At 39.4% G+C, this 12919-nt stretch carries 9 protein-coding genes; 7 read left to right on the top strand and 2 right to left on the bottom strand.

Going from position 1 to position 12919, the window contains the following annotated elements; all coding sequences use genetic code 11:
* Window positions 1-38: 38 nt before the first annotated feature.
* A complete protein-coding gene (locus tag OZ002_RS05780) occupies window positions 39-1625 on the bottom strand; it encodes an Nramp family divalent metal transporter (RefSeq protein WP_325082918.1) in 1587 nt (528 codons plus the stop codon).
* Window positions 1626-1875: 250 nt separating this feature from the next.
* Between OZ002_RS05780 and OZ002_RS05775 the strand changes: the two genes are divergently transcribed.
* The 5 genes from OZ002_RS05775 (at window position 1876) to OZ002_RS05755 (ending at window position 8891) form a co-directional block, all read left to right on the top strand.
* Window positions 1876-2100, top strand: coding sequence for a YneF family protein (locus OZ002_RS05775; RefSeq protein WP_002294955.1), 225 nt, complete (start codon window positions 1876-1878; stop codon window positions 2098-2100).
* Between the two features lie 140 nt (window positions 2101-2240).
* Complete coding sequence (locus OZ002_RS05770) at window positions 2241-3992, top strand: ABC transporter ATP-binding protein (protein ID WP_325082917.1); 1752 nt, start codon at window positions 2241-2243, stop codon at window positions 3990-3992.
* Window positions 3992-5776 carry an ABC transporter ATP-binding protein gene (locus OZ002_RS05765; protein WP_002377427.1) on the top strand — a complete coding sequence of 595 codons (1785 nt, stop codon included), beginning with the start codon at window positions 3992-3994 and terminating at the stop codon, window positions 5774-5776. The genes OZ002_RS05770 and OZ002_RS05765 overlap by 1 nt, the downstream gene beginning before the upstream one ends.
* A gap of 286 nt (window positions 5777-6062) precedes the next feature.
* The gene (licT, locus tag OZ002_RS05760) at window positions 6063-6914 is read left to right on the top strand and encodes a BglG family transcription antiterminator LicT (protein ID WP_002327764.1); all 852 of its coding nucleotides are present in this window, start codon (window positions 6063-6065) and stop codon (window positions 6912-6914) included.
* A gap of 96 nt (window positions 6915-7010) precedes the next feature.
* Window positions 7011-8891, top strand: coding sequence for a beta-glucoside-specific PTS transporter subunit IIABC (locus OZ002_RS05755; protein ID WP_002334135.1), 1881 nt, complete (start codon window positions 7011-7013; stop codon window positions 8889-8891).
* Between the two features lie 39 nt (window positions 8892-8930).
* Here the strand turns inward: OZ002_RS05755 and OZ002_RS05750 are convergent, their stop codons facing one another.
* Entirely contained in the window at window positions 8931-9833 is a 903-nt protein-coding gene (locus OZ002_RS05750; protein WP_002289172.1) for a MurR/RpiR family transcriptional regulator, read from the bottom strand.
* A 230-nt stretch (window positions 9834-10063) separates the two neighbouring features.
* Between OZ002_RS05750 and OZ002_RS05745 the strand changes: the two genes are divergently transcribed.
* Together OZ002_RS05745 and OZ002_RS05740 are read left to right on the top strand one after the other, a co-directional pair.
* Window positions 10064-11467, top strand: a complete 1404-nt coding sequence (locus OZ002_RS05745) for a 6-phospho-beta-glucosidase (protein WP_002327767.1) — start codon at window positions 10064-10066, stop codon at window positions 11465-11467.
* Entirely contained in the window at window positions 11467-12900 is a 1434-nt protein-coding gene (locus OZ002_RS05740) for a 6-phospho-beta-glucosidase (protein ID WP_002289178.1), read from the top strand. Before OZ002_RS05745 ends, OZ002_RS05740 begins: the two co-directional genes overlap by 1 nt.
* The last annotated feature ends 19 nt before the right edge of the window (window positions 12901-12919 follow it).

The following is a 12919-nucleotide window of genomic DNA, read 5'->3' as shown; positions in this document are numbered from 1 at the left end:
CCTAACTATCAAGGGTCTTTGTGTGGAAAAATCAGTTTTTATTCGATTTTTTCTATCGTTTCCTGCAAACGTTGTTCATATTTTTTGTTTCCTTTATATAAATCACCAATCGTCCATGCCAACAGGAGAAGGACAAGAACAATGATTACATAAGCGATGTGATCAGCCAATGCTAGTTGAGCGGAAGTGGCTTGTTCACCAAAGAAACTTTCGATCTGTCCTGGTAATCCTCGTAAGTTCAAGTAAGTTAGACTAATCACAGAGAACCAGCCAAGAAGTTTTACGATGAATGAATTTTTAAATCGGCTACCCATCTCCGCTTGGCTGTTGGTCATCATCAGTAAAGGGATCATCGAAAACGGCAACGCAAAAGCCAAGAACACCTGGGATTCATTCATTAAGTTATTCAAAGCGGTATGTTCTTCGATCGTTCCTTTTGTACTTGTAAACAAGACACAAATCAATACAGGAATCACAGAAAGCAACCGTGTGACCAGTCTTCTTAGCCAAATCGGGATACGCATATGGATGAATCCTTCCATGATGACTTGACCGGTCAACGTACCAGTAATAGTAGAGTTCTGGCCAGAAGCAAGAAGTGCTACAGCAAATAAAGTGGACAAGATACCAGATTTTGCTACAGCAATCAAGATACCATTGCTCATAGCTGATGGATCAGATAAAGCTTCATACAGACCAAAAAAGGAAGGATCTTGGACAGAACCGGTTTTGAAGACAGCGACACCCATAATCAATAGCAGCGCATTGACTAGAAAAGCCATCGACAATTGGATATTAGAGTCCCAAGTAGAAAAACGTACAGCTTGTGCTACATCTTCTTCGTCTTGGTGATCGATCTTCCGAGTTTGTGAAACTGCTGAATGTAGATATAAGTTATGTGGCATGACTGTTGCGCCAATAATCCCTAATGCTCCAGTTAGCGGAGTTTCGCCACCAATGACAGGTGAGTCGGAGAATGTATGGCTGTTAGGGATAAAGCCAGCAAATAAACTGTGCCAATCTGGGTTAGACAAGCCAACTTGATAGACAAAAACGAATAAAATGACGAAAATTAAGCAGACAACCAGTGCTTCGATCTTACGAAACCCGACTTTTGTCAGTAGTAAGAGAACGAAAACATCTAATACAGTAATAAAGACGGCAATCACTAATGGAATATCAAAGAGCAGGTAGAGGGCGATTGCTGCACCAATGACTTCTGCGATGTCTGTTGCCATAATGGCTAATTCAGTCAAGATCCATAAAATGACACCTAATGTCTTACTTGTGCGTGCTCGGATTGCTTGGGCCAAATCCATTTGGCTCACGATTCCTAATTTTGCTGCCATATACTGTAAAAGCATAGCAATAAGACTAGACATCAAAATAACTGACATCAATAAATATTGGAAATTTTGTCCTCCGGTGATCGAAGTAGACCAGTTACCCGGGTCCATATACCCAACTGCTACTAACGCACCAGGTCCAGAGTAAGCAAGAAGTGTTTTAAAAAAACTTTTCCCCTTTGGTACATCAACTGTTCCATTTACTTCAGCTAAAGATAAACCATTTGTATGTTCAATAAGTCGATGCTTATGAAATTGTTTGTTGGATTGATTATTCAAGAAAAAACCACCTTTCCTATTTATCTACGATTACATTCTACACCTCAAAAAGAAAAAATTAAAGAAAAAGATTCGGTATGCCTAATTTTTTTTCGTGGCGCGTCTTGCTAGATGACGGAAGAAATTTTGTTTTCCTCTAAAAAAACCACTATTTTTTGCATGAAACTAAAGAATACGCCTTTCTTTTTTCAATAAACTTTAGTAAAATAAGTCATTGAGAGCAATTCGGAAATAGAAAGGAGAGATTTATATGTTATCAACAGGTATTGTCGTACTTATTGCTATTATTGCTTTGCTAATCGGCGCAGTAGGTGGCTTTTTCCTAGCGCGTAAATATATGAAAGACTATTTAGAAAAAAATCCTCCCGTTAATGAGGACATGTTGCGATCAATGATGATGTCAATGGGGCAAAAACCATCTGAGAAGAAAATTCGCCAGATGATGCAGCAAATGAAGAACCAAGGGAAAAAATAGGTTCTGACCCAACGACTTTTTACGGGCTGATTTTTTCAGTCCGTTTTTTATTTCGTAATTTGTTAGACTATTCAGATTATTCAGCAAAAAGACAAGCACAGACAATCCTAGGCTCTTGATAAAGACAAAGGAGGAGTAAAATGTCGATTTTTAGAAAGTTAGGCTGGTTTTTTCGTCAGGAAAAGAAACATTATTTAATTGGGGTTTTCTCGCTATTCGCTGTGGCCTTGGTACAGTTAGTTCCTCCAAAAGTGATTGGGATCATCATTGATGAGATTGCCGATAAAAATTTATCAGTAAAGATCATTTTCGGGTGGATCTTCCTATTGATTATCGCTGCTTTTTTACAATATCTTTTTCGTTATATCTGGCGGACGAATATTTGGGGAAGTGCAGCTCGGTTGGAGAAAGAACTTCGGCAGCAGTTATTCAAACATTTTACAGAAATGGACAATCTCTTTTACCAAAAATATCGGACTGGGGATTTGATGGCTCATGCAACGAATGATTTGAATGCGATCCAGAATGTAGCAGGAGCTGGTATCTTGACCTTTGCAGATTCAGTGATTCCGGGTGGAACAACGATCATTGCGATGATTTTGTTTATTGATTGGCGCTTAACACTGATTGCGCTGATTCCTCTGCCTTTGCTGGCCGTCACTTCACGAGTGCTGGGGTCGAAACTCCATGATGCTTTTCGTGATTCGCAAGAAGCTTTTTCTAGTATTAATGATAAGACACAAGAAAGTATCACTGGGATCAAAGTCATTAAAACATTTGGACAAGAAAAAGAAGATCTAGCGGATTTTGAAGAAAAGATTGAAGATGCAATTATTAAAAACAAACGAGTCAATTTTTTAGACTCCTTATTTGATCCATTCATTACCTTGATTATCGGTCTGTCTTATGTTGCAACAATTATTTTAGGTGGAAAGTATGTCTTGGAAGGCACGATCTCGATCGGGCAGATGGTCTCATTTATTAGTTATATCGGTATGCTTGTTTGGCCGATGTTTGCGATTGGTCGATTGTTCAACGTATTGGAAAGAGGAAATGCTTCTTATGATCGCGTCAATGAACTTTTGCATGAAAAGACGCATATCGTGGAACAACTGGGTGCAGTGCAGACCCCGGCAAAAGGCGAGCTGAATGTAGCTATTTCCTCTTTTAACTATCCGAAAGAAGAATCACCAGCATTAGAACAAATCAAGTTTGCAATCCAAGAAGGAGAAACATTAGGTATTGTTGGGAAAACTGGTGCGGGAAAAACGACGATCATCAAATTACTGATGCGTGAATACGATGATTATCAAGGGAAAATCCAATTTGGCGGACGTTCGATCAAAGAATATTCATTGAATGCTTTATTAGGATCAATCGGCTATGTGCCTCAGGATCACTTCTTGTTTTCGATGACCATTCGAGATAATATCCGTTTTTCTAATCCAAAACTTTCAGAAGAAGAAGTAGAGCATGCGGCTTCTTTAGCATTTATCAACAATGAAATTAAGGAATTACCAAAAGGTTATGATACCTTAGTTGGAGAACGTGGAGTCTCTTTATCTGGCGGACAGAAACAAAGGATTTCGATTGCTCGAGCATTGATCAAAAATCCTGAATTATTAATATTAGATGATGCACTTTCTGCAGTAGATGCCAAAACAGAAGAAGCTATCTTGCATAATTTAAAAGAAATAAGAAAAGAGAAAACAACTATCATTTCAGCTCACCGTTTAAGTAGCGTGATGCATGCAAAAGAAATCATTGTTGTCGATCAAGGGAAAATCATTGAACGAGGAACCCATCATGAGCTGCTTGCACTAGGCGGCTGGTATGAACAAATGTGGGAGAAACAGCAATTAGAAGCGAAGATAGAAGGAGGCGAGGCCTGATGGATGAAAATTATCAATCGGAATGGACAAAATCGATTCCACTTAAAGAACAGAAAAAGATCATCACACGACTGATGAAGTTCGCCAAACCTTTTAGAAGAACGTTCATCGTTGCTATCTTATTTGCGTTTGCTCTGTCTGTGATCAATGTCCTATTGCCAAGGATCATCCAAACTTTTATGGATGATCATCTGGCTAAACAGTCGGCTACGACACAAGTTATTTTGTTTTTTGCTGGTATGTACTTATTTGGAGTTATAGTAAAAAGTATCATTTGGTTTTTCCAATGGTATTTGTATTCCATGGCTTCATTGAAGACCTATCAGTATATTAGGGTAAAATTATTTGAAAAGCTGCATACACTAGGTATGCGTTATTTTGATCAGACACCGGCAGGATCAACCGTTTCTCGAGTGACGAATGACACAGAAACGCTATTTGAATTTTGGTACGTCTTTTTGATGGTATTGACTGGGATCTTTGCAGTCGTTTCTTCATTCATTGCCATGTTTCAAATCAATGGAGAAATTGCCTTGTGGACTTTGGTGTTCTTGCCAATTTTAGGAATCGTCATCTGGTATTACCAGAAATTTAGTTCTCGTATTTACCGGAATATGCGAGAAAAATTAAGTCAGCTGAATACGAAATTGAATGAATCGATTTCCGGCATGCGTATTATCCAGCAGTTTCGCCAAGAAGCTCGTTTAGCTAAAGAATTTGAACAAGTGAACAATGAGTATTTAGACACGCGTTATGCGATGATCAAAACGAATTCGATTCTGTTAAGTCCAATCATCAATTTTCTATATGCATTGGCGATTGCGTTGGTGTTGACTTTGTTTGGGATCGATGCGTTGCATTCTCCCGTAGAAGTTGGACTGATCTATGCATTTACGACCTATGTCCAGGGATTTTTTAATCCAATGTCTCAAATGATGGACTTTTTGAGCATCTTCACAGATGGGATGGTTGCTGGTAGTCGTATCTTGAAGATTATGGATACGGAAGAATATGCACCACAACAAAACCCTGGAGCAGATCAAATGATTACTTCAGGTAAGATTGAGTTTCGCAATGTAAGCTTTTCTTATGATGGAGAGCACAATGTATTAAACAATATCTCTTTTGTTGCTAATCCGGGAGAGACCGTTGCATTAGTGGGACACACCGGAAGTGGGAAAAGCTCGATCATCAATGTGTTGATGCGGTTTTACGAATTTTATGAAGGTCAGATATTGATTGATGATCATGACATTCGAGAATATCCAATGGAAGAGTTACGTAAGAAAATGGGGCTGGTCTTGCAAGATGCTTTCTTGTTTTATGGGGATATCGCAGGAAATATTCGGATGATGAATCCAGCTATCACAGACGAACAGATACGCCATGCGGCTGAGTTTGTTCAAGCAAACAAATTCATCGATGAATTACCAAAAGGATATCACTCAAAAGTGATCGAACATGGTGCCAGCTATTCTAGTGGACAACGACAGCTGATCACTTTTGCGCGAACAATCGTGACTGATCCTAAAATTCTAGTATTGGATGAAGCAACAGCAAATATCGATACTGAAACAGAAGGATTGATCCAAGAAGGATTGGCGAAAATGCGACAAGGACGGACAACGATTGCGATTGCCCATCGGCTGTCAACGATTCGAGATGCAGAATTGATTTTAGTTTTAGACAAAGGTCATATAGTAGAACGCGGGAATCATGAAACACTTCTAGCGCAAAATGGTTTGTATGCAGATATGTACAAACTGCAAAGCAGTGGTATATAAAAGATGTTGTGACAGTAGCATTTTGATCTAAGCACTAGAGTGAAAATAAAACATAGCTTCCCATATTTTTCATCTGTGAGAGTTAGTGTCGTAGTTACCAGATTTAAAAAAGACGACGTCAGCTAGTCAGAAGTGCCTAATAGACCCTAAGAAAACGATACAACTTGGATAGTGATTGCCTGATGCAAGCTAAACCTGATGAGTCTCCCATGGTTTCATGGACGGCTTTTTGGGTTTTTCTTTTTGTTTTGGATACAGCCCTATATATCATGGAAAGGAGCAAAACATGCTGATTGAGAAAGTACTGAATAACAACGTCGTAATAACAAGGGATGAAAGAGATCGGGAAATGATTGTGATGGGAAAAGGATTGGCATTCAAAAAGAAGGTGGGTGACCCGATTCTTGACTCATGCATCGACAAAAAATTTCAGTTGACAAATGACGGACTTTCACAACAGTTCCAAGAATTGGCACAAGCGATTCCTCTTGAGTACTTAGAAATTTCTTGTGAAATCATTGAATATACAAAAGAGGCTCTGCAAGTCCATTTAAATGATTCTGTGTATATTTCATTGACGGATCACTTGTATACAGCTATCGAACGTCAAAAAATGGGGATCTTTGTGCCAAATGTATTGCTGTATGATATCAAACAACTGTTTCCTAAAGAGTATGCCATTGGGAAAAAAACAGTGAAGAAAATCTCGGATAAATACCACATCAAGTTATCAGAAGACGAAGCCGGATTTATCGCATTGCATTTAGTCAATGCACAAGGCATTCAAAGCCAGCAAGATAATACCTACCTGTTTACCACAACAATACAGGATATTTTAAATATCGTCCGCTATTACTATAAGATTACATTTGATGAAGATTCAGTCCACTTTTTTCGATTCGTCACACACCTGCGTTTTTTTCTGACACGTGTCCTAGATGGAGCAAAATCAGAAGATGGAGAAGTTTCTGAAGAATTGTTCCAAGTTATTCAAAAAAAATATAAGGATACGTTTGGTTGCGTTGAGAAAATAGCAGACTTTTTAACCGGTGCTTTCGACTACCAGATGTCCACGGATGAAAAAATGTATTTAACGATCCATACTGCGCGTTTAGTGCATGAGAATCGTTGTAAATAAATAAAAAAGGAGGACAAATTAACAAGAACGTATGAAAATAAGGGTAGTGACATTCAGTTGGCTAAACCTTCCACTAATTAATTGGAGGGAATAGAAATGGGAAAATACCAGGAATTAGCAGAAAACATCGTAAAGAATATCGGAGGAAAAGAAAATATCCGTAGCTTGACACACTGTGTGACGCGACTTCGTTTCAAACTAAAGGAGGAAAATAAAGCAAAGGATGATGTTTTGAAAAAGATGGAAGGGATAGTCACCATCATGAAAAGCGGCGGGCAATATCAAGTTGTAATCGGGAATCATGTGCCAGATGTCTATGCAGAAGTACTGACAGTAGCCGGGATTTCCGATGAAGCAGAAGAAGAGGTTTCTTCAAGTAGTAATCTGTTCAATCGATTAATCGACATATTAAGTGGCTGTTTCCAGCCTTTTTTAGGTGCTTTGGCTGCAGCGGGAATGGTCAAAGGATTAAATGCTTTGTTCTTGTTTCTCAAATTTTATACTGAAGGATCGGGTACGTACATCATGCTGAATGGGATAGGGGATGCAATTTTTTATTTCATGCCAGTGATCTTAGGGTACACAGCAGCGAAAAAATTTCATCTGAATCCGATGGTGGGGCTCGTGATTGGTGCAGCACTTTGTTATCCGACTGTACAAGGAGCAGCACTACAAAGTGGTTTCCCTGATGGCAGTCCTGCGCCTTATAGCTTGCTGGGTCTTCCGGCTTATGAAACATTTTTGGGTATCCCATGGGTGGGCAGCAGTTATACCAGTAGCGTCGTACCTGTTATCTTCATTATCGCATTTGCCGGACAAGTCCAAAAAATTGCCAAGAAATGGATTCCTGCAGTCGTCCAGACCTTTTTGGTTCCTTTTTCTGTGTTATTAATCGCACTTCCTGCTGGCTTTTTGATTATCGGTCCGATTGTCAGTATACTGACAGATCTATTAAGCACGGGATTCCAAGCATTGATGGACTTTTCTCCAGCTGTGTATGGTGCAGTTCTAGGGTTTCTTTGGCAAGTACTGGTGATTTTCGGACTTCATTGGAGTATTATCCCTCTTGCGATTATGCAGCTAGCGCAAAATGGGTGGAGTCAGATGTTAGTAGGCGTTTATGGCGCGAGTTTTGCACAGACAGCAGTGGTATTGGCGATGTATTTCAAGTTCAAGGATCAAAAAATGAAGGCGCTTTGCATGCCAGCTGTGATTTCAGGAATCTTCGGCGTAACAGAACCGGCTATTTATGGAATCACCTTACCGAAGAAGAAGCCATTTATTTACTCGATGATTGGTGGTGCTGTTTCAGGAATCTATTTGATGGCATCTGGAACAATCAGCTACACAATGGGCGGATTAGGGATTTTTGGGGTGGTAAACTACATCACGGAAACAGACGCCAGTGGTATGTTTCAAGCGTTTATCGGCATTGCTATTGCTTCGGTAATCGGGTTTTCGCTGACTTTTTTCTTTTGGAAGGATGAAGCAGGTGAAACAGATGCTATACAGAAAAAATCAGGTAAAGAAATTGTAAAAACACCGATACAAGGACAAATCGCTCCACTAAATGCAGCGAAGGATGCAGCTTTTGCACAAGGAACACTAGGTCGAGGAATCTTGATCTACCCTGAAAAAGGAGAAGTACGTGCCCCTTTTGACGGAACAGTTATGACCCTGTTCCCGACGAAACATGCAATCGGAATGGTTTCTGAAACAGGGCTTGAATTGCTGATTCATGTCGGATTGGATACTGTGCAGTTGGAAGGGAAATATTTTGAAAGCTTAGTGCAGCAAGGAGAAAGAGTGAAACAAGGCGATCTGTTGCTACGCTTCGACAAAAAGAAAATCGAAAAGGAAGGATACAGTTTAGAAACACCTGTGATCGTCACCAATTACACGGATTATTTGGATATTTTGGAAAACCAAGGGGAGACGGTCGGGCCAGACGATGCACTTATCACCGCACTGACCTGAACGGTTAGGTGAAGAATGGACTAGGCTTAACTATTCTTTTTATTCCACTTCTTTATTTTCAAAATTGAAAGGCTCTTTCATGATGGCTGAGCTGATAGGGCGTTTATCGAATTTTTGACCGACAGAAATTAGATGGACTAAATTCTGTTGATAATTTTCTGCAAAAACACAACTATATAACACGTCTAGAAGATAACAAATTGATGTATTGATCGTAAAATTACCAATTTTTGAATACAGTCGCTCGCGTGTCGTAAGTCGCAAAGCGGCTGTACTCATTGCAGATAGCGTTGAATCACCGATACTGGTCAAAGCTAAAATTGGAACATGATTTTGTTTCAATATTTCTGCGGTACGAAGAATCACTTTATTTTCACCCGTATAAGAAATCAGGATCCCGCACATATCGCTCGTGCAATTGTACGCTTCATAGAATGATTCACCAAAAGTGGTGACAATTGTGACATCCATTTTGATGCGCTTCATTTTCAGCATGAAATCTTGAGAAATCAAAGTATTCGAGTTACTGGCGAAGATCACGATTTTTTTTGCCTGGAGCAGTAAATACTTGGCTTTTTGCAGTTGGTCATGATGAATGAGAGAAAGTGTATCTTGAATCGTCATCTGTTCTAAAGAAGCCATTTTATTTGCGATCGTCATAATACCGTCTGTGGTGGAAAAAGGAAGATTCGCATCTACGTCTTGAAAATTCCCTTCAAGATAGGCTGTTTCAGCTAAAAAAGCATTACGAAAACTGACCCAGCCATCAAAACCCATTTTTTTTGCTACACGGATGAGTGTAGACGGGTGGACATAACATCGCTCAGCGATCTCTTGGATGGTCATTTCTCCAAGTGCTGGAGAATCGCTTAAGAGAAACTGGATCACTTCATTTTCTGAAGGAGAAAAGGAGATTTCTTTGATTTTTTCACGTAATAACATGTAGATACCTTCTTCTTATTTTTTTACGTAAATTATAACTTTTTTGAAAATGTTTTGTAAACGGATTTATACTATATAACTTAAAATAGACTTTTTTTGACAAGATATTTACAAAAATCCACTAGAAAACAGTAACTTTTGTAAATGTTACTGGAAAGAAACGGATTTCTATTGTTTGTTTTGTTTACAAAAAAGATAATGAAAGTGTAAAAAAGTAAAGGAGTGAGAACATGGCAAAAGGAATCAAAATCGCTACGATTGGTGGAGGCAGCAGTTACACCCCTGAGTTGATGGAAGGATTTATCAAAAGATATGAGGAATTACCGATACGAGAAATCTGGCTCGTAGATGTAGAAGAAGGAAAAGAAAAGCTTGAGATCGTTAGTCAGATGTCTCAGCGTATGTGGGATGCTTCTCCATATGAAGTCAAGATCTATGCAACTCTGGATCGGGAAGAAGCATTGAAAGATGCGGATTTTGTTACGACTCAGTTTCGTGTCGGTCAATTAGATGCACGAATCAAAGACGAGCGGATCCCTAGTTATTACGGGATGATTGGGCAAGAAACAAATGGTGCTGGCGGGATATTCAAAGCTTTTCGTACCGTTCCAGTCGTTTTGGCAATCGTTGAGGACATGAAGCGTTTATGTCCAAATGCTTGGCTGATCAATTTCGCGAACCCAAGTGGGATGGTGACAGAAGCAGTTATCAGATATGGCAAATGGGATAAAGTGATTGGATTATGCAATGTGCCAGTGATGGCGATGATGACAGAACCAGCAATGCTTGGCAAGAAAAAAGAAGAGCTGATCTACAAGTTTGCCGGTCTAAATCATTTCCATTGGCACAAAGTAGCAGATAATAAAGGAAATGACCGCACGGCAGAATTGATTGATCGTTTATACGATGAAGATAATGGATTACCGAAAAATATCTTTGATATCCCGTTTTTCAAAGAACAATTAAAACAAATGAACATGATCCCTTGTGGCTACCACCGCTATTACTATCGTGAAGAAGAAATGCTGGAACATGCTTTAGAAGAATATCAAACGATTGGTACAAGAGCGCAGCAAGTGAAAGAAACAGAAGCAGAGCTATTTGAATTATACAAAGATCCAGAATTAGACCATAAACCTGAACAATTGCAAAAACGAGGTGGCGCTTATTATTCAGACGCTGCCTGTGAAACGATTGCTTCAATCTATGGAAATAAAGAAACACAGATCGTTGTATCTACAAAGAATGATGGAGCTGTTCCTGACCTGTCGGCAGATTGTGTTGTAGAAGTCACTGCCTATGTTGGCGCACAAGGAGCGAGAAATGTAGCGTTTGGTTCTCTTCCTGCTGCTGAAAGAGGCTGGTTGCAAGTAATGAAGAATATGGAATTGCTGACGATCGAAGCAGCTGTGACTGGTGATTATGGGACAGCTTTACAGGCGTTTACGATCAATCCACTTATACGATCAGGAAAGACAGCAAAACGGATCATGGATGAGTTGTTTATTGCACACCAGCAGTATTTACCGCAATTCAAGGAAACAATCAGCCGATTAAAAGAAGAAGGAATCGAAGTTCAAGATGAACTGGCAAGAGAATTATCAGGTAATACACATATAATGGAGGAAGTATAATGGGATTCAGAAAAGATTTTTTATGGGGCGGTGCTACAGCAGCCAATCAATGTGAGGGCGGTTATGATGAAGGTGGACGCGGACTAGCAAACGTAGATGTTGTTCCAATCGGAAAAGACCGTTTTCCTGTTATCACCGGAAAGAAAAAAATGTTTGAATTTGATGAGGATCATTTTTATCCAGCAAAAATTGCAATCGATATGTATCATCGTTATAAAGAAGATATTGCTTTGTTTGCAGAAATGGGGTTCAAGACTTATCGAATGTCTATCGCCTGGAGTCGTATTTTTCCAATGGGGGATGAGAAAGAGCCGAATGAAGCTGGCTTGAAATTTTATGAGGATGTCTTTAAAGAATGCCAAAAGCACGGAATTGAGCCACTTGTGACGATTACGCATTTTGATTGTCCAATGCATTTGATCAAAGAATATGGTGCGTGGCGTTCCAGAGAACTCGTTGGTTTTTATGAAAATCTGTGTCGAGTCATCTTCAATCGCTATAAAGGACTTGTCAAATATTGGCTGACATTCAATGAGATCAATATGATCCTTCATGCACCATTTATGGGCGCAGGGCTGTATTTTGAAGAAGGAGAAAATGAAGAACAAATCAAATATCAAGCGGCACATCATGAGTTGGTTGCAAGTGCCATCGCAACGAAGATTGCTCATGAAGTAGATCCGGAGAACAAAGTAGGCTGTATGCTGGCAGCAGGAGCATATTATCCATACACTTGCAATCCTGAAGATGTTTGGGCTTCTAGAAAATCAGATCGAGAAAATTATTTCTTCATTGATGTCCAGTCACGAGGAGAATATCCCGCTTATGCATTGAAAGAAATGGAGCGAAATGGCATTCAGATCGAAATGGAACCAGGGGATGCCGCATTGCTGAAAGAACATACTGTTGATTTTATCTCTTTTTCTTATTATTCTTCACGAGTTTCGACTACCGACAACGAACTCTTGGAACAGACTGCAGGAAATATCTTTGCTTCTGTCAAAAATCCATATCTGCAAGCAAGTGAATGGGGGTGGCAAATTGATCCATTAGGCTTGAGAATAACGATGAATGATATTTATGATCGTTATCAAAAACCATTATTTATTGTAGAAAACGGCTTAGGTGCAGTCGATACGCCAGATGAAAATGGTTATGTGGAAGATGATTACCGAATCGATTACCTGGCAGCGCATATCCAGGCGATGAAGGATGCAGTAGAACTAGACGGAGTCGATCTATTAGGCTATACGACTTGGGGATGTATCGATTTAGTATCAGCTGGTACCGGTGAGATGAAGAAAAGGTACGGATTCATTTATGTCGATCGTGATAACCAAGGAAATGGCACATTAGCCCGTTCAAAGAAAAAATCATTCAACTGGTATAAAAAAGTAATTGATTCAAATGGAGAAAATCTTTCGAACGATTGATCAATGATTTATAAAAGTC

The organism is Enterococcus sp. E4-150, assembly GCF_035726465.1.
Lineage (GTDB): Bacteria > Bacillota > Bacilli > Lactobacillales > Enterococcaceae > Enterococcus_B > Enterococcus_B faecium.
The sequence above is the reverse complement of the archived record's forward strand: the minus strand, read 5'-3'. Positions and strand labels throughout refer to the sequence as shown.